We start from the raw sequence: 22,350 nt of genomic DNA, 5'->3' as shown, positions 1-22,350 counted from the left end.
GACGCATGCCCGTGAGCCCGACCGCCGCCACGACCGCACCGCCGAGCCCGTGACGGCCGCCCGGCAGGTGTTCCGCGCCGAGCGGGCCTTCGTCGCCGGCGCCTTCCGGCCGGCCGCCGTCGTCGTCGAGGACGGCCGGATCGCCGACGTGCTCGACGCCGACGCGCCCGCCCCCGCGGCCGAGACCGTCGTGGTCCCCGACGACGCGGTGCTCCTGCCCGGCCTGGTCGACTCCCACGTGCACGTCAACGACCCGGGGCGCACCGAGTGGGAGGGCTTCGGCTCCGCGACCGCCGCCGCGGCCGCCGGCGGGGTCACCACCATCGTGGACATGCCGCTGAACTCCCTGCCGCCGACGACCACGGCCGACGCGCTCGCGGTCAAGCGGGCCGTGGCTGCGCCCGCGGCGCGAGTCGACGTCGGCTTCTGGGGCGGCGCGGTGCCCGAGAACCTCGGACGCCTCGCGCCCCTGCACGCGGCCGGGGTGTACGGGTTCAAGTGCTTCCTGGCGCCGTCCGGCGTGGACGAGTTCGGCCACCTCGACGCCGCCGGGCTCGACGCGGCGGCCGCGGAGGTCGCCCGCCTCGGCTCGCGGCTCATCGTGCACGCCGAGGACCCGGGGCTCCTGCACGGCGGCGGGGCCCTCGGCCGCGGCTACGACGCGTTCCTGCGGTCGCGGCCGCCCGCCAGCGAGGCCGCCGCCGTCACGGCCGTCGTCGAGGCAGCGCGGCGCCACGGCGCGCGGGTCCACGTCCTGCACCTCAGCGACGCCGGGTCCCTGCCGGTGATCCGCGCGGCCCGGGCCGACGGCGTCGACCTGACCGTCGAGACGTGCCCGCACTACCTGACGATCACGGCCGAGGAGGTCCCCGACGGGGCGTCCGAGTTCAAGTGCTGCCCGCCGATCCGGGACGCCGCGAACCGGGACCTGCTGTGGGAGGGTCTGCTCGACGGGACCGTCGACGCCGTCGTCAGCGACCACTCGCCCTCCACCGTCGAGCGCAAGCGCGCCGGGGACGGGGACTTCGGCCTCGCCTGGGGCGGGATCTCCGGGCTCCAGGTCGGGCTGTCGGCGGTGTGGACCGAGGCCCGGGCCCGCGGCGTCGCCCTCGAGACCGTGCTGCCGTGGTTCACCACCGGGCCCGCCGGCGTCGCGGGCCTCGACGGGCCGGGGAGGATCGCCCCCGGCGCGCCCGCGCACCTGGCCGTCTTCGGCGTCGACGACCCGTTCGTCGTCGACGCCGCCGCGCTGCTGCACAGGAACCCGATCACGGCGTACGACGGGCGCGCGCTGCGCGGCCGGGTCCGCGCCACGTGGCTGCGGGGCCGGCAGGTGTACGCCGTCGACGGCGCCGGCACCGGCGTGGTCGACGGCGACCCCGCGGGCCGTCTGCTGGCCGCCCCGACGGAGGTGCCCGCATGACCACGCCGATCCTGCAGCCGGGACGGGGCGACCTGCCCGGCGACCACTACCTCGCCGCCACGCCCGGCACCGTGTCGTGGGGACGGCTGCCGTGCGCGGCCGACGTCCCCGTCCTGACGATCGCGTCGGGCGAGACCGTCACCGTCGACACCGTGAGCCACGAGGGCCTGCTCGAGGACCAGGGCTCGGACCCCCGGGCGTACTTCGGCAGTCACGGTGTGCCGCCCGAGGGCGTCCTGGACGACGCCGTCACGATCGCCGCCGAGGTCGCCCGCGACCCCGCCCACGACGGCCCGCACGTCGTCACGGGCCCCGTCCGGGTCGAGGGGGCCGAGCCCGGTGACCTCCTGAAGGTCACCGTCGAGCGCCTCCAGCCCCGGGTGCCCTACGGCGTGGTCTCGAACCGGCACGGCAAGGGGGCGCTCGCGGGCGAGCTGCCGCGCGGTGCGCACAACGTCAGCGTGTTCTGCCCCGTCGCCGACCGGGCCGGCCGGTCGGTCGGCACGCTCCCGGTGACCGACGGCGGACCGCGGGTCGTGGAGTTCCCGCTCGCCCCCTTCCTCGGGATCATGGGCGTCGCGGTACCGGGCGACGAGCGCCCCCACTCCGTGCCGCCCGGCCCGCACGGCGGCAACATCGACATCAACCTGCTCGTCGAGGGCGCCGAGCTGTACCTGCCGGTGCAGGTCGCCGGGGCGCTCGCCTACGTCGGCGACCCGCACTTCGCCCAGGGCGACGGCGAGGTGGCGCTCACCGCGCTGGAGGCCTCGCTGCGCGCGACCCTGCGGTTCGACGTCGTCCCGCGGGCCGAGGCGCTCGCGGCGTTCGGCGAGGTGACGGGGCCCCTGGCCCGGGCCGGCGGCTACCTCGTCCCCACGGGGCTCGACGAGGACCTCGACGAGGCGATGCGCCGTGCCGTCCGCGCCGCGATCGCGCTCGTGCGGGCCCGGTGGGGCCTCGAGGAGCACCTCGCGTACGCATACCTCAGCGCGGCGACCGACTTCGACGTCTCGCAGGTGGTCGACGTCGTGTGCGGCGTGCACGCCCGCATCCGCGAGTCCGACTTCGACGGCGTGCCCGGCACCGGCGGTGCCGAGCACCCGAGCGACGGGAGCGAGTCATGAGCGACATCCGGGGTGCCGACACGGTGCCGGACGACCTGCTCGAGGCGTTCACGCGCTACGAGGCGGGGGTCGTGGCGAACGACCTCGACCACCTCGACGCGGCGTTCGCGCCGGGGGAGTCCACCCTGCGCGGCGACGCCGCCGGGCTGCTCGTCGGCCACGAGGCGATCTCCGCGTTCCGCGGGACCCGCGGCGGCGTGCCCCCGCGCCGGATCGAGCGCATCGAGCACCGCGAGCTCGGTCCGGACGTGGCGCTGCTGGTCTCCGTCTCGCGCTACGACTCCGGCGGCACCGGGCTGCAGACGCAGGTGTGGCAGCGCGTCGACGGGACGTGGCTCATCACCGCCGCGCACGTGACCCCGCGCGCGACGGCGCTGGACCGGCGGGTCTGGCGCACGGTCGGCGACCCGATGTACCAGGGAGCGTGGGAGGGACCGCTGGCCGGGCTGACCGTGGCCGTCAAGGACCTCTTCGCGATCTCCGGGTACCGCATCGGCGCCGGGAACCCCACGTTCCTCGACGACGGTCGCGCCGAGACCTCGACGGCCCCGGCCGTCTCCGACCTGCTGCGCGGCGGTGCCTCGCTGCGCGGCATCGCCCGCACCGACGAGCTCGCCTACTCGGTCGCGGGCGACAACGTGCACTACGGCACGCCGCCCAACGGGGCGCTGCCCGGCGCGCTGCCGGGCGGTTCCTCGAGCGGGCCGGCCTCCGCCGTGGCGACCGGCCAGGCCGAGGTCGGACTGGCCACCGACACCGCGGGCTCCGTCCGCGTCCCCGCCTCCTACCAGGGGCTGTGGGGGCTGCGCACGACGCACGGGCTGGTGCCGCGGCAGGGGATGCTGCCGCTGGCGCAGTCCTTCGACACGGTCGGCTGGCTCACGCGCGACGGCGGCACGCTGCAGCGGGTCGCCGACTGGTGCCTGAGCTACGACGGGTCGGAGTCGACCGAGAACGTCTACGGCGAGTCCGGGCACGACCTGCCGTGGCGGTTCGTGGTGCCCACCGAGCTGCTCGCCGTGGCCGAGCCCGACACCCGGGCGGCCCTCGAGGAGCTCGTCGACACGCTCGCACGGCACCCCGAGGCGCCGGCGGTCGGCACCGGCGAGGTCGGGGACCTCGACGAGTACCTCACGGCGTTCCGGACCGTCCAGGGCGCCGAGGCGTGGCGCAACCACGGAGCGTGGCTGCGCCGGCACCCCGACGCCGTCGGCCCCGCCGTCGCCGAGCGCTTCCGGGCCGCGGCGGCGGTGACGGCCGAGCAGGAGTCCGCCGCACGGGCCGCACTGTCGCCCCTCGCCGCGCGCGTGCACGCCCTCGTCGAGGACGCGGTCCTGCTCCTGCCCACCGTCCCCGGGCCGGCGCCGCTGCGCACGAGCGGCGGCGAGCGGGTCGACGCCGTCCGCGCCGCGACGCTGCGCCTGACCACCCCCGCCGCGGTCGCCGGGCTGCCGGCGCTGTCCGCGCCCCTGCTCACCGTCCCGTCGCTGCTCGGCCCCGCGCCCGTCGGGGTGTGCCTCGTCTCGCGCGCCGGCACCGACATCGCCCTCGTCCGCCTGGCCCGTCGGCTCGCCCGCCTCCTCGGGCCCGGCGACGGCGGCCCCACCACGACCGGAGGAACGATCGCATGACCGCCGCCCTGCCTGGTTCGAGCCTGCCCCGACTGCCCGGCCCGATCGAGCCGCCCGCCCGCCTGCTCATGGGTCCCGGCCCCGTGTCGGCGTACCCCAGCGTGCTGCGCGCGATGTCGGCGCCGCTGGTGGGCCAGTACGACCCCTTCATGACGGCGTCGATGACCGAGACCCAGGAGCTGTACCGCCAGGTCTGGGGCACGACGAACGAGGCGACCGTGCTCGTCGACGGCACCTCGCGCGCCGGGATCGAGGCGGCGATCGTCTCTCTGGTGCGCCCGGGGGAGCGGGTGCTGGTGCCGGTCTTCGGCCGGTTCGGCCTGCTGCTCGCCGAGATCGCCGAGCGGGCGATGGCCGAGGTGCACACGATCGAGGTGCCGTGGGGGCAGGTCGTGCCCGTCTCGATGATCGCCGAGGCGATCGAGCGGGTGCGCCCCACGCTGCTGGCCCTGGTCCAGGGCGACACGTCGACCACGATGAACCAGCCGCTCGACGAGGTCGGGGCGCTCTGCGAGAAGCACGGCGTGCTGTTCTACTCCGACGCCACCGCCTCGCTCGGCGGCAACGCCTTCGAGGCGGACGCGTGGGGGCTCGACGCCGCCACCGCCGGCCTGCAGAAGTGCCTCGGCGGGCCGTCCGGGTCGGCGCCGATCACGCTGTCGCCCCGCGCCGAGGAGGTGGTGCGGTCCCGCAAGCGGATCGAGGCCGGGATCCGCGAGCCGGACGACCCCGAGGCGACCGACTTCGTGCGCTCCAACTACTTCGACCTCGGCATGATCCTCGACTACTGGGGGCCGCGTCGTCTCAACCACCACACCGAGGCCACGTCGATGCTGTACGCGGCGCGCGAGTGCGCCCGCGTGATCCTGGCCGAGGGGCGGGACGCCGTCGTCGAGCGGCACCGGCTCGCCGGGGAGGCGATGCTCGCCGGCGTGCGCGGCCTGGGGCTGCAGGTCTTCGGCGACGTCGCGCACAAGATGCACAACGTCGTCGCCGTCGAGATCCCCGAGGGGGTGCCCGGCGACGCCGCCCGTGCCGCGCTGCTGGCCGACTACGGCATCGAGATCGGGACGTCCTTCGGTCCGCTGCACGGACGGGTGTGGCGCATCGGCACCATGGGCTACAACGCCCGGCAGGACGCCGTCCTGGCCACGCTGGCCGCGCTCGAGGACGTGCTGCGCCGGTTCGGGTGCTCCGTGCCCGCCGGGGGCGGGACCGAGGCGGCCGCCGACGTCTACCGAGGCGCGTGATGGCAGCGCTGCTGCAGACCGCCCCCGACACCGTCGCCGCGGCCGCCCGCCGGGTGATGGCCCGCTGCGACGAGCTCGCCCGGGTCAGCGCCACGGCCGGGGGCATCGAGCGCGTCTACCTCTCCCCGGAGCACGCCCGCGTGAACCGGCTGGCCGCGCAGTGGATGCGCGAGATCGGCATGACCACGCGCCTCGACGCCGCCGGCAACCAGGTCGGGCGGCTGGAACGCTCGACCGCGTCCGGGGCGCCCGACCTCGACGCGCCCGCCCTCGTGCTCGGGTCCCACCTGGACACCGTGCCCGACGCCGGGCGCTACGACGGGATCGTCGGCGTCCTCATGGGTCTGGAGGTCGTGCGGATGCTGCGCGTGCCGGGCCCCGACGGGACGGGGTGGCGGTCCCCGCTGCCGTTCGCCCTGGAGGTCGTCGCCTTCTCGGACGAGGAGGGCACCCGGTTCGGCAAGGCGCTGCTGGGCTCCTCCGCCGTCGCGGGCACCTGGGACCCCGACTGGTGGGACCTCACCGACGCCGACGGCGTCACCCTGCGCGAGGCGTTCGCCGAGTTCGGCCTCGACCCCGGTCGCGTCGGGGAGGCGGCCCGGCGGCCCGAGGAGCTCGCCGGCTACCTCGAGGCCCACATCGAGCAGGGCCCCGAGCTCGACGAGCGGGGGGAGTCGCTCGCCGTCGTGTCCTCGATCGCGTCCGCCCGACGGTTCCAGCTCGTCGTCGAGGGGGAGGCCCGGCACGCCGGCGGGACCCCGTACGACCGCCGTCGCGACGCGCTCCTCGGGGCGAGCGAGGCGGCGCTGGCGATCGAGCGCGTCTGTCGCGCCGAGCACCACGTCATCGGCACGGTCGGGCAGCTCGAGGCCTACCCGGGGGCGGTGAACATCGTGCCCGGGGAGGCGCGCCTCAGCCTCGACCTGCGCGGTGAGTTCGACGACGCCCGGGACGACGTGTGGACGTCGATCGAGCGTGAGCTCGACGTGATCACGGGGCGTCGCGGCCTGCGGTGGCACGCCCGCGAGGTCCACAGCGCGCCCGCCGTGTTCTGCGCGCCGCTGCTGCAGGACGTCGTCCGTGAGGGCATCGTCTCGACCCTCGGCCGCGGCGTCGACGACCCGGCGACGATCTTCAGCCGTGCGGGCCACGACGCCATGGCGATCGGGTCGGTGACCGACGTGGGGATGCTGTTCCTGCGCAACCCGGACGGCATCAGCCACCACCCGGACGAGGCGGTGTCCGCCGGGGACGTCGCGTACGGCACCCGCGCGCTGGCGGAGTCGGTGCTGCAGCTGGCGGCCGACCGGGCGGTGTCGGCGGGCTGAGGCCGGTGCCGCCGTCGTCGTGCCCCACCGGTGGCACGGCGCGGTGGTCGTCAGGGGTGCGCACCCTGTCCTGTCGGCGCCGGGGGTTCGTACCACGCCGGGGGGCCGCCGGCGACGATGGTGCGGGCCAGCGCCGGGATGTCGGCCCGGTCGCCGTCGGCGCGCAGCCAGGCGCTGATCGCGCCCACGGTGCCGGCCGCGGAGTAGGCGACCAGCACGGCGCGCGCGTCCGTGGCGGGCAGCCCGCCGGGGATGGCGGGCGCAGCCTGCGGGTTCGCGCGCAGGTACTCGTCGAGGCGCGCCGCGATGACGGTGTGCAGGACCTCGCGCAGGCGGCCGTCCGCGCCGTCGACGAGCGCGGCGCGGTAGATGGCCCGGTGGTCGACGACGTGGTGCAGCAGCTGCGTCTCGGCGCGCACGAACTCGTCGGGCTCGCCGTGCTGGGGTGGCTCGATCCGCCGCAGCTCCTCCTCGAGGACGCCGGCGAGCAGCTCGGTGGGGCTGGTCGTGTGGCGGTAGAAGGTGTCACGCGTCACACCGGCGGCGCGGGCGACCTCGGCGACCGTGAGCTCGCCGACGGGCCGCTGACCAGCGAGCTCGAGGATCGCGGCCCGCAGGCTCGCCCGGGTGCGCCGCTGACGGGGGTCCATGGCGACATCGTGGCACAGGCCACCATGTATCCAACACCTGTCAGATTAGTGTACGGTGCCTGCACCGCCGCCGACGGCACCGACACACAGAGAGGTGGAACCCACCATGAAGGCCGCAGTGCTCCACGCCCAGGAAGACCTCCGCGTCGAGGACGTCGCCGAGCCCACCCCCGGGCCCGGTCAGGTCAAGCTCCGCAACGCCTACGCGGGCATCTGCGGCTCGGACCTCCACGCGTACTTCGACCCGGCGGGCGCCGGACTCGACCTCGAGAACCCGCACCCGGTGACGGGCTCCACGCCGCCCCAGATCCTCGGCCACGAGTTCTCCGGCACCGTCGCCGAGGTCGGCGAGGGCGTCGAGGGCCTGGCGGTCGGCGACCGCGTCGCCGTCTGGCCCGTCTACTCCTGCGGCGAGTGCACCGCGTGCCGCCGCGGCAGCCCGAACGTCTGCCGCACCATCGGCTTCCACGGCCTGACGTCGCACGGCGGCGGCATGGCCGAGTACACGACCGTCCAGGCCGCGAAGTGCCACCGGCTCCCGGAGAACGTCGACCTCAAGCTCGGCGCGCTCGTCGAGCCCATGGCCGTCGCCTGGCACGCCGTCGACCGGGCCCCCGTCCAGGCGGGCGGGAGCGCCCTCATCGCCGGCGCCGGCCCGATCGGCATCGGCCTGTTCTTCGCGCTGCGCGCCCGGGGTGTGGAGAACATCGTGGTCTCCGAGCCCAGCGCCGAGCGTCGCGCGGCGATCGCCGCCGTCGGCGCCACGAACGTCGTCGACCCGATGACCGAGGACCTCGCCGCCCGCGTGGCCGAGGCCACCGGTGGCGACGGTGTCGACGTCGCGTACGACGCCGCGGGCGTCGGCCCGGCCGTCACGTCGAGCCTGGCCTCGCTGACCCCGGGCGGCACCGTGCTCGTCGTCGCGATCCACGAGCGGACGATGGAGATCCACCCGACGGCCCACCTCGTCATGGGAGAGACCACCATCACCGGTGCGCTCGGCCAGCTGCCCGCGGACTTCGACGCCGTCATCGAGGCGATGTCGAAGGGCCTCTACGAGGTGTCCGAGGCCTGGGTCTCCGAGGTCTCGATCGACGAGGTCCCCGAGGCGATCGCCGACCTGCGTGCCGGCAAGCGCATGAAGGTGCTCGTCCGGGCCTGACCCCCCCAGCCGGGGCCGGCCGGGCGTCCCCCGCGCCCGGCCGGTCCCTTCGTCCGTCTCAGCGCTGCGCGGACGTCATCGCCATGCGGGTCAGCACCACGTTCTCGATCACCTGGACCACGTTGTAGAGCAGCAGCGTGACGATCGTGATGAGCGCGACCGACGCCCACAGGTCGTCGAAGCGGGCGGACGCCGTGAACTTCACGATCGACCCGCCGATCCCCGTGCCCGTCGACAGCCACTCGGCGAGCAGCGCGCCCGTGACCGCACCGGGGACGGAGACCCGTGCCGCGGCGAACAGCGACGGCAGGGCGCCGGGGATGTTGACCTTGCGCATCGCGGTCAGGCGGGAGCCGCCGTAGACGTGCACCAGGTCCAGGCTCTGCACGCTCGCCCGGTTGAGACCGAACAGGATCGACGCCAGCGCCGGGAACAGCACGACGATCGAGCCGATGACGGCGACCGAGGCCTGGGTGCCGCGCCCCGTGATGAGGATGATCACCGGCGCGATCGACACCAGCGGGATCGCCCGCAGCAGCAGGGCCAGCGGCATGACACCGGCCTCGACGGTGCGCGACAGCGAGAACGCCACGGCGAGGACGCCGGCGACGCCCATCCCGGCGACGAAGCCGAGTGCGGCGTCCTGCAGGGTCTGCGTCAGCAGCGGTGTCAGGTCCGCACGGTTCGCCACGGCCTCCTCGCCGGAGACGAGGAACTCCCAGACGTCGGCCGGGCCCTTGGCGACGTAGGGGGACATGCCGGTGAGGTTGACGACCGCCCACCACAGGGCCAGCACGATCACCAGGGTCAGCAGCGCGTTGAGGACGGCGCGCCCCACGGGGCGCCAGGACACGGTGGTCATGACGTGCTCCGTCCTGCCACCCACGGGGTGGCCACGCGCGAGAGGAGGCCGACGATGCCGTAGCCGATCAGGGCGACGGCGGCGGTGAGCAGGAAGACGGCCCACACGCGGGGCGAGTCGAGCTCGCCCTGCAGGCGGATCAGGGTGATGCCGACGCCTTGGTCGATCCCGCCCATGTACTCGCCGAGGACCGCGCCGAGGAACGCCGACGGCACGGCGATCTGCAAGGCGTTGAGGATCGCGGGGGTCGCGGCGATGAGCCGCACCTTGCGCAGCTGCGTGAACCGGGTCCCGCCGTAGACGCGCACGACGTCGAGGCTCGCCTTGTCGGCCGACTTGAACCCCAGCAGCGCGCCGACCACGGTCGTGAAGAAGACCGCCAGGGCCGCGAGGAAGATCGCCGTCGCGCTCGGCTCGCCCGGGCGCGGCGCCCCGCCGAGGACCACGATGGCGATGCCGCCGACGGCCACCACCGGCAGGCAGTAGCTGACCACGGCGATCTGGGTCACGACCGTCTCGATGCGGGGCGCGAGCAGCACCGTCGCGGCGAGCAGCAGGGCGATGCCGTTGCCCCAGGCGAAGCCGATGAGCGCCTCGGTGATCGTCACCGAGAACACGCCCCGGTAGGCCGCCAGACCGTCGTCGGCGATCGTGGAGAACACCACCCACGGGGAGGGGACCGGCGTGAAGGTGGTGCCGGGCGGCGGCTGGAAGATCGTGGCCGAGAACAGCCACCAGGCGCCCACCAGCGCGACCGCGCCGATGACGCCCGCGAGCCAGCCGGGGATCCGTGTACGCCGGGACATCAGGCCTCCGCCGCGGCGCCGTGCGCACCGAACAGGATCTCGGAGGCGCGGTCCACGAGCGCGTGGAACTCCGGGGTGCGCATCATCTCGGGGGTGCGCGGGCGCGGGAGGTCGACCTCGATGATCTCCTTGATGCGTCCCGGGCGGGCCGACATCACCGCGACCCGGTCCGACAGGAAGATCGCCTCGGAGATGCCGTGGGTGACGAGCAGCGTCGTGGCCGGCTTCTCGGTCCAGATGCGCAGCAGCTCCAGGTTGAGGCTCTGGCGCGTCATGTCGTCCAACGCGCCGAACGGCTCGTCCAGGAGCAGCACGGACGGCTTGAGGGCCAGGGCGCGCGCGATCGAGACGCGCTGGCGCATGCCGCCGGAGAGCTGGGCGGGCTTGGCCTTCTCGAACCCGGTCAGCCCGACGAGCTCGATGAGCTCCTCGACGTAGGCCTTGTCGACTTTGCGGCCGGCGACCTCGAAGACGAGGCGGATGTTGGTGAGCACGCTGCGCCACGGCAGCAGGGCGTGGTCCTGGAACGCGATGCCGAGCTCGCTGTCGCGGCGCAGCTGGGCCGGCGTCTTGCCGTCGACGAACACCTCACCGGCGGTGGGGTGCTCGAGGTCGGCCAGCACCCGCAGGATCGTCGACTTGCCGCAGCCCGAGGGGCCCAGCAGAGCGAGGAACGAGCCCTTGTCGGTGTGCAGGTGGGCGTCCTGCAGCGCGGTCACCGTCTTGCGGCGACCGGTGTGGAACGTCTTGGTCAGTCCGTCGATGTGGATGCCGGTGCCCCCCGGGGCTGCCGCAGCTTCCTGCGGCAGCCCCGAGGGGCGGGCACCCGACGTGGTGTCGTGGCTCATGGGTCCCTACGGCAGGTAGTCGACGAGCTCGGGCTGCTCGGCGTAGATCTCGTCGATGAGCGTGGTGTCGAAGAGGTCGTCCACGCTCACGTCCCAGCCGGCCGCGGCCAGGGAGTCGACGGTCTCCTGCTGGAGCTCGTCGGAGATCGTGAACAGGCCGTTCTCCTCGGTCTCCGGGGTGGAGATCAGCTCCTTCTCGGCCTCGAGACCCATCTGCGTCTTGGTCGGGTCCAGCGCGCCGAACGCGGCCTCCAGGCCGTCCTCCGACGACGCGGCGGCCTCGTTGTAGTACTTCTCCACCAGCGCGACGGTGTCCTCGGAGGATTCGGTGAAGACGTCGGTCCAGCCCTTGATCTCGGCGGTGAGGAACGCCTTGAGCAGGTCGGGGTTCTCCTCGAGGTACTGGTCGGTGACGCTGAACGTCTCGGCCACGTACGGCACGCCGTTCTCGGCGTAGGCGAGGTTGGTGACGTCGTACCCGGCCAGCTCGACGGTCAGGGCCTCGTTGGTGAGGTAGGCCATGAACCCGTCGACCTCCTCGTTCATCAGCGGCGTCGGGTCGAAGTCGACGGGCACGACGGTCACGTCGCCCTCGTCGATCCCGTTGGCCTGCAGCAGCGCCGCGAACACCGAGGAGTTGGAGTCCTGCACGCCGATCGTCTTGCCGACGAGGTCCTCCGGGGAGGAGATGTCGGCGCCGTCGGCCAGCGACAGGATCGTGAAGGGGTTCTTCTGGAAGGTGGCGCCGATGATCTTCAGCGGCGCGTCCTGCTCGGCGATGGCCGCGCCGATCGAGGCGGCGTCGCTCAGGGCGACCTCGACGGAGCCGGACAGGAGCTTGGCGACGCCGGTGTCCGGGCCGGAGATGCCCACGACCTCGTCGAAGCCGGCCTCGTCGTAGTAGCCGTTCTCGTAGGCGTAGAACTCGCCGGCGAACTCCTCGTTCTTGATCCAGGAGTACTGGACGCTGATCTCGCCGTACGAGGCGTCCTCGGACTCGCCGGAGCCGCTCGCGGTGTCCTCGCCGCCGCAGGCGGCGAGTGCGAGGGTGCTCGCGGCGACGGCCGCGACGACGGCGCCCGTCCGGGCGCGGCGTGGGAGGTTGCTGTGGACTGCCATGGGGTGGGACTCCGCTCGACCTGGTGCGATGGGAACGAACGGCAACGTAGCCATCGGACGTTTCGGCCGGACGGTCGCGGCGTTTCAGGGGTGTGAAGCCATCACTTCACCCGGGGCTCGGGTGCCTCCTGCGCCAGCCGCCACACCCGTTCGCGGGTGAACGGCTGACGGAACGGCCGCCGTCCCAGCGCGCGGGCGATCGCGTTGCCGACGGCGGGCGCCACCGGGTTGTACGGCGACTCGCTCATCGACTTCGCGCCGAACGGCCCGATCGTGTCGACGGTGTCGGCGAAGTACACCTCGGTGTCCGGGATGTCGGCGGACTGCGGGACACGGTAGGTGCGGAACACCGGGTTGGTCACCGCGCCGCGGTCGTCGACCAGCACCTCCTCGTACAGCGCGCTGCCCAGACCCTGGGCCGCACCTCCCTCGACCTGGCCGCGGCACTGGGCCGGGTTCATGACGAACCCGGCGTCGGCGGCCTGCACGGACTGCAGCACGCGCACCGACCCGGTCTCCTCCTCGACGGCGACGCGCACCGCGTGCACGTTGAAGGCCAGGCTGCGCTCCTTGCCGTCGTCGCTGCCGTGGGTCGTCAGCTCCCGGCTCTCCGGGTCCCCGGCAGCGGTCACGATCTCGGCGAACCCGACGAGCCGGTCGCCCACGCGGACGCCCTCGGCGACGAGCTCGACCGGCTGCGCCGCGCCTCCCGCCGGTGCGTCGCCGTCGGACACCTGCCGCGCGACGTCGATCATCAGGCCGCGCAGCGCGGTGCACGCCCGTGCCAGCGCCTTGCCCGCCACCACCGTCCCCGCCGAGGCGAACGCACCGGTGTCGTGGTCCACCAGGTCGGTGTCCGCGGCGCGCAGCACGATCCGGTCCGGCGTCGCCGCCAGGGTCGACGCCGCGATCTGCCGGTGCACCGTGCTGGTGCCGTTGCCGAACTCGGCCGTCCCGACCGACAGCGCGAACGTGCCGTCCGGGCGCAGCGACGCCGCCGCGTGCGCGTGGTGCCCGCCGGGGGCCGCGCCCGCGATGAACGCGATCGCCATGCCCTCGCCGACCCGCCACCCGGGCGGGGCCTCGACGCCGTTGCCGCGCCGCAGCGCGTCCTGGGCGAGGTCGAGGCACTGGTCCAGCCCGTAGCTGCCCCAGCGCAGGTCCGGCTCCGGCTCGTCGTCCACGGTCAGCAGCGGGTCGCCGTCGCGCACCGCGTTGCGGCGGCGCAGCTCGAACGGGTCGATCCCGAGCCGCTGCGCCAGCATGTCCATCGCCGACTCCACGCCGAGGATCACCTGGCCCAGCCCGTAGCCGCGGAACGCCCCCGAGGGGACGGCGTTGGTGTACACCGACTCGGCGTCGACGCGCTTGACCGCGCAGCGGTAGACGTTGATCGACTCGGCCACCGAGTGGAACAGCACCCCGATGCCGTGGTTGCCGTAGGCGCCGGTGTTGCTCAGCACGTCGACCTTCATCGCCGTCAGCGTCCCGTCGGCCGTCGCGCCGAGGGAGACCTCCACCCGGAAGGGGTGGCGCAGCGCCGCCCGCCGGAACTCGTCGGTGCGGGAGAACTCGTAGGACACCGGGCGGCCGGTGGTGAGCACCGCGAGCGCCACGACGTCCTCGACGAACATCTCCTGCTTGCCGCCGAACCCGCCGCCGACCCGAGCGGCGTGCACGCGGACGCGGTCCCGGGGCAGGTCGAAGACGTGCGCGAGCTCGTTCCGGGTGAGGAACGGCACCTGCGTGCTGGAGCGGATCACGAGCCGTCCCTCGTCGTCGAGCCGGCCGAGCGCGCCGTGGGTCTCGAGCTGGGCGTGCGCCACCCGTCCCGTGTGCCAGGTCCCGCCGACCGTGACGGCGCTCGCCGCGAGCGCCGCGTCGACGTCGCCGCCGATGCCGGCGTGCAGGCTGCCGAGCACGTTCGGGCGGTCCGGGTCGGCCTGGACGGCGACCGGCCGGTCCGGGTGGACCGCCGGGGCGTCCGGCCGTCGCGCCTCCTCGGCGTCGAGCACGAACGGCAGGGGCTCGTAGGTCACGTCGATCAGCCCGAGCGCGGCGTCGGCGATCTCGGCGGTCTCGGCGACGACGGCGGCCACGCGCTGGCCGACGAAACGGACCGTGTCGTCGAGCACCCGGGTGTCGTCGGGGTCGTCGGTGCGGTGCTCGTGGCGGGCGGTGGAGAAGCGTGTCGCGGGGGCGTCGGCGTGGGTGAGGACGGTGACGACCCCGGGCAGCGCACGGGCGGCGGCGGTGTCGATCGCGGTGATCCGGGCGTGCGCGTGCTTCGAGCCGAGGACGCGCAGCACGAGCGTGCCCGTCGCCTCGGGGGTGTCGAAGGTGTACGGCTCCAGGCCCTGGACCACGCGGCGCGCGGGCTCGGGCGAGACCGACCGTCCGACGCCGGCCGCCGGGGTGCCGTCGTCGTCCCCGGTGCCGGGTTCGCCCGTGGTCGCGGGCCCGCTCGTGGCCGGGTCGACCGGCGAGGACGGCGCGTCGCCCTCGCCGAGGGTCCGGCGGATCGCCGAGCGGATCGGGCGGTAGCCGGTGCAGCGGCACAGCGAGCCCTTGAGCCGCCGGTCGAGGTCGGGCAGGTCGTCGGCCGTCAGGCAGGACGCGGTGACGCTCATGCCCGGCGTGCAGAACCCGCACTGGAAGCCGAACTCCTCGACCAGCGCCTCCTGCACGGGGTGCAGATCGTCGCCCGGGGCGAGCCCGGCGGCGGTGGTGACCTGCGCGCCCTCGGCGCGCGGGGCGGGCACGATGCACGAGTGCACGGGCTCGCCGTCCAGCAGGACGGCGCACGCCCCGCAGTCCCCGGCGTCGCAGCCCTTCTTGACCTCGGTGTGGCCGTGCTCGCGCAGCAGGGTGCGCAGGCACTGCCCGGGGCGGGGGTCGGTGTCGTGGCCGGTGCCGTTGACGTGCAGCTTCATGCGGGGTCCTCCGGGTCCTTCTCCGAGTCGCCGGCGAGCTCGCCGCGCAGGCGTTCGGCGAGCACGATGCTCACGCCGCGCCGCCAGTCGGCCGCGCCGAGGGAGTCGGTGTACCAGCCGTCGAGGTCGCCGACGGCGGCCGCGAGCGTGGCGGCGTCGGGCAGCGCGGCGAACCGCAGCACGGCGGGTCGTTCGACCGCGGCCGTCACCGCGACGACGCACGTGCCGTCGGCGTCGCGGCGGCCCGAGACGACGGCGCCGGACCGACCGAGCTCGGCGAGCGCGATCTTGTGCAGCCCGGCGCGGGAGCGCAGGGCGCTCGCGGGCAGCTCGATCGCGCGCAGCACCTCGCCGTGGCGCAGGGCGGTCTCGCCGGCGCCGGTGACGAGCTCGGCCACGGGCAGGCGGTGGCTGCCGCCGTCGGGCGTCCACACCTCGGCGACCCCGTCGAGGGCCACGGCGAGCGAGACCATCGCGGCGGCGGGGAAGGCCCGGCAGACGTTGCCGCCGACGGTGGCGGTGTTCCAGATCTTGAAGGAGGCCAGCAGCGCGTCCGCGGCGTCGGGGATCATCGCGACCGCCGACCAGTCGGCCGGCACGGGCACGGGGCCGCGTCCCTCGGCCCAGCCCCGCAGCGTGGCGATCGTGCAGGTCGCGGCGATGCGCAGCCCCTCGGTGCGGACCTCCAGGTCGGGCCAGCCGAGCGTGGTGAGGTCGACGAGCCCGGTGGTGCCGGGCTGCGGCTCGCTCATCAGCCAGGTGCCGCCCCCGAGGAAGACCTCCCCGGGGTCCAGCGCGAGGTCCTCGCGCGTGCGGGCGGTCCGGAACCCGGTGACCGAGGTGACGTCCATCAGAGCCGCTCGGCCAGCTCGCGCGAGGCGAGCGCCACCTCGTGGGCGAGCGTCGGCTCGTCGGTCGTGACCAGCGCGGCGTCCTCGACGACGGCCCGGCCGCCCACGTAGAGGCGCTTCAGCGGCGGCAGCGCGCCGAGCCCCAGGGCGGCGACGGGGTCGAGGATGCCGGCGTGCTCCACGCCGTCGACCCGCCAGACGGCGACGTCGGCGAGCTTGCCGACCTCGAGCGAGCCGATCTCGTCCTGACGTCCCAGGACGCGCGCACCGCCGATCGTCGCCAGACGCAGCCCGTCGCGCACGCTCATCGAGTCCGCCCCCGTGCGCAGCCGGTTCATGAGCACGGACTCGCGGATCTCGACGCCGAGCTGGCCCGACTCGTTGGAGGCGGCGCCGTCGACACCCAGACCCACCGCCACCCCGGCGTCGAGCATGGCGCGCACGGGCGCGATCCCGGCGGCCAGGCGACCGTTCGAGGACGGGCAGTGCGCCACGCCCGTCCCGGTGGCGGCGTACCGCTCGATCGCGGGGTCGTCGAGGTGCACGGCGTGCGCCATCCAGACGTCGGGGCCCAGCCAGCCCTGGTCCTCCAGGTACTGCGTGGGTGTCGTGCCGAAGTGCTCGAGGCAGTAGGCGTCCTCCTCGGCGGTCTCCGAGGCGTGGGTGTGCAGGCGCACGTCGAGGGAGCGGGCGAGGACGGCCGCCTCGCGCAGCAGGTCCGGGGTGACCGAGAACGGCGAGCACGGCGCGATCGCGATGCGCACCATCGCCTCGCGGGAGCGGTCGTGGTACCGCTCGACGGCCTCGGCGGACGCCGCGAGGGCCGCGTCCGTGGTCTCGACGGCGAAGTCCGGCGGGAGCCCGCCCTGCGAGGCACCGAGGTCCATCGACCCGCGGGTGGCGTGCAGGCGGACGCCGACACGGGAGGCCGCCTCGACCAGCGCGCCGACGATGTCGCCCGACCCCTGCGGGAAGACGTAGTGGTGGTCGCCGACCGTGGTGCAGCCCGAGCGGGCCAGGACCGCCATCGCCCCGGCCGCCCCCGTCCCGGTCAGGTCGGCGTCGATGCGCGACCACAGCGGGTACAGCGCGGTGAGCCAGTCGAACAGGATCGAGTCCTGGGCGTAGCCGCGGGTGAGCCACTGGTACAGGTGGTGGTGGGTGTTGATCAGGCCCGGCGTGACCAGGCAGCCGGAGGCGTCGACGACCTCGGCCCCGGCGCGCAGGTGCTCCGGCGCCGGGCCGGCCCCGACGGCCACGACCTCGCCGCCGTCGAGCACGACGTGCCCGACGGCGTGCTCGGTGCCGGCGGCGTCCACCGTGGCGACGTAGCCGTTCTCGACGATGGTGCGGGTCATGGGCGGGTACCTCCGAGGGCGGTGCGGTCCGGGCCGGTGACCCGGCACGAGGGTGCGGTCGACGGACCGCGGTGGATCCGGCCCGCCGTCTCGCGCAGCGGGCGGCCGGAGCCCCCGTGCCGTGAGGCGACGATCTCGGCCAGGACCGACAGGGCGGTCTCCTCGGGCGAGGACCCGGCCAGGTCGAGCCCGAGGGGGGAGTGCAGGCGGGCGAGGTCGACCTCGGCGACGCCGACGTCGCGCAGCCGGGCGGCACGACGCGTCACGGTGGCGCGCGCCCCCATCGCGCCGACGAAGCCCACCGGCATCGACAGCGCCTGCCGGATCGCCGGGACGTCGAGGCGCTCGTCGTGGGTGAGGACGCACACGGCCGTGCGGGCGTCGGTGTCGTGCTCGTCGAGCCCGGCGAGGTACTCGTGGGGGATCGCCGTGACGAGCTCCGTCGCTGCGGGGAACCGCGCGGGTGTCACCAGGGTCTCCCACGGGTCGCACACGGTCACCGCGAACCCGGCCGCCGCGCCCACGTGGCACAGGGCCGCGGCGTGCTCACCGGCGCCGAGCAGGACGAGGCGGGCCCGGGGCGCGTGCTGCACCACCAGCAGGTCCTCGCCGCCGTACGCCCCGGGCAGCAGCCGGCTGGCGCGGTCGGCGAGCGTCGCCGCGGCGGTGGCGTCGACGGTGGCCTCGACGTCGACGGTGCGTCCGGCCGCCGGTCCGGAGACCACGAGGCCGAGCCTGGCGGGCCGGTCCGCCGCGGCGTCCTCCAGCGCCCGCACCGTGCGGGTGTCGGTCGGTTCGAGGCGCTGGGCGACCACGTCCACCTGGCCGCCGCAGGCGAGGCCCGCGGCGTGGGCGGTGGCGTCGTCGAACCCGAAGCGGGCCGTCTGCGCCCGGCCGGTCGCGATGGCGGCGTGGGCGAGCACGACCGCCTCGCTCTCCACGCAGCCGCCCGAGATCGACCCGAGCACCGCGCCGTCACCGGTGACCGCCATCGCCGAGCCGACGCCGCGCGGCGCGCTGCTGGCGACGCGCGCCACCGTGACCACGGCGACCGGCGCGGACGACCGGACCAGCGGCAGGAGATCGCGGGCAAGTTCAAGCATGGACTTAAGTGTGCCGAGAGGATGTTTCGCGCGGGCTACGCTCCGATGACACGTCGACGAGGGAGGGCTCATGCGGGTCTGCGGGCTGGTGCTGGCCGCGGGCGCGGGCACCCGGTTCGGCGGCCCCAAGGGCCTGGCGCGCACGACGTCGGGCGATCCGTGGGTGCGACGTGCGGTCGCGATGCTGCAGGACGCGGGGTGCGACGAGGTGCTCGTCGCCGTGGGCGCTCGGGGGCCGGAGGTCGCCGCGCTCGTGCCGCCGTCCGCCCGCGCGGTCACCGCCGCGAGCTGGGCCGACGGGCTGGCCGCCACGCTGCGCGCCGGTCTCGACGCCGCTGCGCGTGGCGACGCCGAGGTGCTGGTCGTGACCCCGGTCGACACCCCCGACGCGCCGCCGGAGGCCGTGCGACGCGTGCTCGACCGGGCCGCACGCGAGGCGGCGACGCCCGACGACGCCCTGGCGCGCGCCGTCTACTCCGGGCGTCCCGGTCACCCGGTGCTCCTGGGACGGGCGCACTGGGGCGAGGTGCGTGCCACGCTGACCGGCGACGCCGGGGCGGGGCGCTACCTCGCCGCCCGCGGGGCGCTGGCCGTCGAGTGCGGCGACCTGTGGTCCGGGCACGACGTCGACCGTGCCTAGGCTGGTGCGGTGCAGCTCGTCGCCACCGACCTCTCCTACGCCTACCCGGAGCACCCCGTGCTCGACCGGGTGGACCTGCGCGTGACCGACGGGGTCCGCCTCGGCGTCGTGGGGGAGAACGGGTCGGGCAAGTCGACGCTGCTGCACCTGCTGGCCGGCGACCTGCCGACCCAGACCGGCGAGGTGCGCCGGCACGGCTCCGTCGCCCTGGTGACCCAGGAGCTCCACGAGGAACCCGGCCGCACCGTCGGCGACCTGGTCGAGGCCACGCTGGCCGACCTGCGGGCCCTCGCGAGCGAGCTGCAGCGTGCCGCCGAGGCCTTCGACCACGAGCGCGGAGACCTGCGCGAGCTCGGCGGCCTGCTGGGCCGCGTCGAGCACCTGGCGGCGTGGGACGCCGACCGCCGCGTCGACGAGGCCCTGACGCGCCTCGGTGCCGTGCGCGACCTCGACCGCCGCCTCGACACGCTGTCCGTCGGCCAGCGCTACCGGGTGCGGCTGGCGTGCCGGCTGGCCGAACGGGCCGACCTGCTGCTGCTGGACGAACCCACGAACCACCTCGACGACTCCGGGGTCGCCTACCTGACCGAGCAGCTGCGGACCTGGCGCGGCGGCGTCGTCCTCGTCACCCACGACCGCGAGCTGCTCGACGACGTCGCCACCGCGATCTACGACCTCGACCCCTCCATGGACGGGCGGCCCGTGCTCTACGGCCAGCCCGGCTACCACTCCTACCGGCTCGGCAAGGCGGCGATGCTCGCCCGCTGGCAGCAGCGCTACCGGGTCGAGCAGGAACGTGCCGAGGAGCTGTGGTTCCGCCGCGACCGCTCCTACGAGGGGCTCTCCGACGAGTGGCGCCCGCCCAAGGGCTCCCAGAAGCACCGCCGCGGCACCCGGGCCCGCATCCACGTCAAGGCCGCCGACCGCCTCGTGGAGAAGCTCGGGGCCGAGGCGGTCGAGGTCCCGCCGCCGCCGCTCGAGCTGAGCTTCCCGGACCTGCCGGCGATGTCACCGGGGTGGGACCCCGGCGAACCGCTGGTGGAGCTGCGCTCGCCCCGGGTCGAGGCGCCCGACGGCACCGCGATGCTGGACCTGCCGGGCACACGGCTGGCGGTGCCGCCGTCGGGCCGTCTGCTCGTCGTCGGGCCGAACGGGACCGGGAAGTCCACGGCGCTCGCGGCGCTCGCGGGCACGGCCGAGCTCGCCCGCGGAGCCCGGACGCTGCGCGACGGCGTCCGGCTCGGCGTCGTCGCCCAGGAGCGCAGGACGGCGGACGGCGGTGGCGGGGCCGGGCGGTCCGGGTTCGACGCCTACGCGGCCGAGGCGCTGGAGCTGCTGTCCCGCGGGGAGCTGGACCCGGACCACCTGGTCCCGGTCGCCGCGCTCGGGCTGCTCACCGAGGAGGAGCTGGAGCGTCCGCTGCGCGAGCTGAGCGTGGGTCAGCAGCGGCGGTTCGACGTCGCGCTCGCCCTGCTGCACGCCCCGCACCTGCTGATCCTCGACGAGCCGACGAACCATCTGTCCGTGGACCTGGTGGACGCGCTGACGCTGGCGCTGCAGCGCACGTCGGCGGCCGTCGTCGTCGCCACCCACGACCGCCGCATGCGGGCGGACCTGGCGGACTGGCCCGTGCTCGACCTGAGCCGTGCCTGAGCCGTCCCGCGAGGTAGGCAACCCGCCGGCGAGGTAGGCAACCTTCTGCCGAGGTAGGCAAGTTGCCCGCGAGGTAGGCGTCGACCCTGCGAGGCGTCTCGCTCCTCGCGCTACCTCGCCGAGAACTCGCCTACCTGGCCAAGAAGTTGCCTACCTCGGCGAGGGGCCGCCTACCTGACCGGGAAGTGGCCTACCTCGCGGTCAGTCGAGACGGCCGACGTGCGCCATCGCCTGGCGCACGAGCGCCCCCTGGCCGTTGACCATCTCCGCCTGCACCGTGTCGCTGCACGCCTCCTCGGGCGTGAGCCAGGCGAGGTCGAGCGCGTTCTGCTGCGGACGGCAGTCGCCCGTCACCGGCACCACGTAGGCGAGCGAGATCGCGTGCTGGCGCGGGTCGTGGAACGGCGTGATGCCCGGGGTCGGGAAGTACTCCGCGACCGTGAACGGTTGCGGGGAGGCCGGCACCCGGGGGAGGGCCACCGGGCCCAGGTCCTTCTCGATGTGCCGCAGCAGGGCGTCGCGGACGCGCTCGTGGTAGAGCACCCGGCCCGTCACCAGGGCGCGGGTCATGTTGCCCAGCGGGCTGGCGCGCAGCAGCAGACCCACGGCGACGACGTCGCCCGAGTCGTCGACACGGACCGGGACGGCGTCGACGTACACCAGGGGCAGCTGGGCACGCACGGAGGCGAGGTCCTCGGGCGTGAGCCAGCCGGTCGGGCCGGACTCGTGCCCGTTGTCGTCGTCGGGAGGGAACTCGGCGGTGTCGGTCACCCCTCGTTTGTACCAGCCGCACGGTGGTGAGGGCCTGCGCAGGTGTGATCCACTGGTCGGAGTCCGACCACGCGGTCCGGGAATACCCCGAGGGGTTTTATTGCTCCCACCCGTAGCAGGACATCCCAACGAGAGGACTTCGCATGGCCACCGTCGAGCTCACCGACTCCACCTTCGAGCAGGCGATCAAGGACAACGACATCGTGCTGGTCGACTTCTGGGCCTCCTGGTGCGGCCCGTGCCGCCAGTTCGCGCCCGTCTTCGAGGCGTCGAGCGAGGAGTACCCCGACGTCGTGCACGGCAAGCTGGACACCGAGGCGCAGCAGCAGATCGCCGCTGCCGCCGGTGTCACCGCCATCCCGACGCTCATGGCGTTCCGCGAGGGCATCATGGTCTTCAACCAGGCCGGCGCCCTGCCCGCGCCCGCCCTGAAGCAGGTCGTCGACGCGGTCAAGGACCTGGACATGGACGACGTCCGGACCCAGATCGCCGCGGCGCAGGACGGCGAGCACCAGCACTGATCGCCAGGACGCCACGAACGGCCGCCCCGGGTCTCCGGGGCGGCCGTTCGTCGTTCATCAGCCCTCAGCCGTCGAACGGCAGGGTGAGGGTGGAGTCGGGGCCGGTGGTCACGGTCGGGGTGGCGGTGCCCAGGGCGCTCCAGATCTCGACGCGGACGGTGCCGTCGTCGAGGTCTCCGAGGGTGCCGTCCTCTGCCGCGAGACGTCCCTGCGAGGTGTAGGTCTCGTTGCCGGGGACGGGGTCGGTGGCGAAGTAGCCGTAGGTCTCGATGCGGTCCCAGGTGCCGTCGCCGGTGAGGTCGTAGCTGACGCGGGCC

Annotated in this window: 20 protein-coding genes; 9 read left to right on the top strand and 11 right to left on the bottom strand. The window is 74.7% G+C overall.

Translation table 11 applies throughout. The features are described from left to right. Positions 1–49 precede the first annotated feature (49 nt). The 5 genes from allB to V5O49_RS10320 are packed head-to-tail and all read left to right on the top strand — an operon-like array spanning position 50 to position 6,756. A complete protein-coding gene (gene allB / locus V5O49_RS10340; protein ID WP_332902167.1) occupies positions 50–1,423 on the top strand; it encodes an allantoinase AllB in 1,374 nt (457 codons plus the stop codon). Further along, a complete protein-coding gene (locus V5O49_RS10335; RefSeq protein ID WP_332902166.1) occupies positions 1,420–2,547 on the top strand; it encodes an acetamidase/formamidase family protein in 1,128 nt (375 codons plus the stop codon). The genes allB and V5O49_RS10335 overlap by 4 nt, the downstream gene beginning before the upstream one ends. Further along, complete coding sequence (locus V5O49_RS10330) at positions 2,544–4,178, top strand: AtzH-like domain-containing protein (RefSeq protein ID WP_332902165.1); 1,635 nt, start codon at positions 2,544–2,546, stop codon at positions 4,176–4,178. The genes V5O49_RS10335 and V5O49_RS10330 overlap by 4 nt, the downstream gene beginning before the upstream one ends. Next, a complete protein-coding gene (locus V5O49_RS10325; RefSeq protein ID WP_332902164.1) occupies positions 4,175–5,428 on the top strand; it encodes a pyridoxal-phosphate-dependent aminotransferase family protein in 1,254 nt (417 codons plus the stop codon). Before V5O49_RS10330 ends, V5O49_RS10325 begins: the two co-directional genes overlap by 4 nt. Then, entirely contained in the window at positions 5,428–6,756 is a 1,329-nt protein-coding gene (locus V5O49_RS10320) for an allantoate amidohydrolase (protein WP_332902163.1), read from the top strand. Before V5O49_RS10325 ends, V5O49_RS10320 begins: the two co-directional genes overlap by 1 nt. Before the next feature lie 50 nt (positions 6,757–6,806). On the opposite strand, the gene V5O49_RS10315 is transcribed toward V5O49_RS10320, so the two are convergent. Next, positions 6,807–7,406, bottom strand: a complete 600-nt coding sequence (locus tag V5O49_RS10315) for a TetR/AcrR family transcriptional regulator (protein ID WP_332902162.1) — start codon at positions 7,404–7,406, stop codon at positions 6,807–6,809. Positions 7,407–7,512: 106 nt separating this feature from the next. On the opposite strand from V5O49_RS10315, the gene V5O49_RS10310 reads away from it, so the two are divergent. Further along, positions 7,513–8,568 (top strand): 2,3-butanediol dehydrogenase, encoded by a 1,056-nt coding sequence (locus V5O49_RS10310; protein ID WP_332902160.1) that lies wholly within the window; start codon positions 7,513–7,515, stop codon positions 8,566–8,568. Positions 8,569–8,626: 58 nt separating this feature from the next. Here the strand turns inward: V5O49_RS10310 and V5O49_RS10305 are convergent, their stop codons facing one another. The 8 genes from V5O49_RS10305 to V5O49_RS10270 form a co-directional block, all read right to left on the bottom strand. Continuing rightward, on the bottom strand, positions 8,627–9,430 hold the full coding sequence (locus V5O49_RS10305) for an ABC transporter permease (protein WP_332902159.1): 804 nt from the start codon (positions 9,428–9,430) through the stop codon (positions 8,627–8,629). Next, positions 9,427–10,236: an ABC transporter permease gene (locus V5O49_RS10300; RefSeq protein WP_278236911.1), complete on the bottom strand. Its 810-nt coding sequence runs from the start codon at positions 10,234–10,236 to the stop codon at positions 9,427–9,429. Before V5O49_RS10300 ends, V5O49_RS10305 begins: the two co-directional genes overlap by 4 nt. Beyond that, positions 10,236–11,084: an ABC transporter ATP-binding protein gene (locus tag V5O49_RS10295; RefSeq protein WP_405001165.1), complete on the bottom strand. Its 849-nt coding sequence runs from the start codon at positions 11,082–11,084 to the stop codon at positions 10,236–10,238. Before V5O49_RS10295 ends, V5O49_RS10300 begins: the two co-directional genes overlap by 1 nt. Before the next feature lie 6 nt (positions 11,085–11,090). Beyond that, a complete protein-coding gene (locus tag V5O49_RS10290) occupies positions 11,091–12,203 on the bottom strand; it encodes an ABC transporter substrate-binding protein (protein WP_332902158.1) in 1,113 nt (370 codons plus the stop codon). A gap of 101 nt (positions 12,204–12,304) precedes the next feature. Then, entirely contained in the window at positions 12,305–15,136 is a 2,832-nt protein-coding gene (locus tag V5O49_RS10285; RefSeq protein WP_332902157.1) for a molybdopterin-dependent oxidoreductase, read from the bottom strand. Next, on the bottom strand, positions 15,133–15,987 hold the full coding sequence (locus V5O49_RS10280) for an FAD binding domain-containing protein (RefSeq protein ID WP_332902156.1): 855 nt from the start codon (positions 15,985–15,987) through the stop codon (positions 15,133–15,135). The genes V5O49_RS10285 and V5O49_RS10280 overlap by 4 nt, the downstream gene beginning before the upstream one ends. Then, complete coding sequence (locus V5O49_RS10275; RefSeq protein WP_332902155.1) at positions 15,987–17,345, bottom strand: 8-oxoguanine deaminase; 1,359 nt, start codon at positions 17,343–17,345, stop codon at positions 15,987–15,989. The genes V5O49_RS10280 and V5O49_RS10275 overlap by 1 nt, the downstream gene beginning before the upstream one ends. Beyond that, positions 17,342–18,448 (bottom strand): XdhC family protein, encoded by a 1,107-nt coding sequence (locus V5O49_RS10270; protein ID WP_332902154.1) that lies wholly within the window; start codon positions 18,446–18,448, stop codon positions 17,342–17,344. Before V5O49_RS10270 ends, V5O49_RS10275 begins: the two co-directional genes overlap by 4 nt. Positions 18,449–18,518: 70 nt before the next feature. Here V5O49_RS10270 and V5O49_RS10265 point away from each other — a divergent pair, with 70 nt between their 5' ends. Both V5O49_RS10265 and V5O49_RS10260 read left to right on the top strand, forming a co-directional pair. Next, complete coding sequence (locus V5O49_RS10265) at positions 18,519–19,088, top strand: nucleotidyltransferase family protein (RefSeq protein WP_278236917.1); 570 nt, start codon at positions 18,519–18,521, stop codon at positions 19,086–19,088. A gap of 9 nt (positions 19,089–19,097) precedes the next feature. After that, on the top strand, positions 19,098–20,741 hold the full coding sequence (locus V5O49_RS10260) for an ATP-binding cassette domain-containing protein (RefSeq protein WP_332902153.1): 1,644 nt from the start codon (positions 19,098–19,100) through the stop codon (positions 20,739–20,741). A 201-nt stretch (positions 20,742–20,942) separates the two neighbouring features. Here V5O49_RS10260 and V5O49_RS10255 read toward each other — a convergent pair whose 3' ends face one another. Then, positions 20,943–21,512 (bottom strand): NUDIX hydrolase family protein, encoded by a 570-nt coding sequence (locus V5O49_RS10255; RefSeq protein WP_332902152.1) that lies wholly within the window; start codon positions 21,510–21,512, stop codon positions 20,943–20,945. Positions 21,513–21,655: 143 nt separating this feature from the next. Between V5O49_RS10255 and trxA the strand changes: the two genes are divergently transcribed. Beyond that, positions 21,656–22,033: a thioredoxin gene (gene trxA / locus V5O49_RS10250; RefSeq protein WP_332902151.1), complete on the top strand. Its 378-nt coding sequence runs from the start codon at positions 21,656–21,658 to the stop codon at positions 22,031–22,033. A gap of 64 nt (positions 22,034–22,097) precedes the next feature. Here the strand turns inward: trxA and V5O49_RS10245 are convergent. Beyond that, positions 22,098–22,350: hypothetical protein (locus V5O49_RS10245; RefSeq protein WP_332902150.1), on the bottom strand; the 253-nt coding region annotated here is incomplete at its 5' end.

The sequence above is a fragment of the Isoptericola haloaureus genome (assembly GCF_036689775.1).
Taxonomy (GTDB): domain Bacteria; phylum Actinomycetota; class Actinomycetes; order Actinomycetales; family Cellulomonadaceae; genus Isoptericola; species Isoptericola haloaureus.
This window is presented reverse-complemented; position numbering and strand designations above follow the sequence as displayed.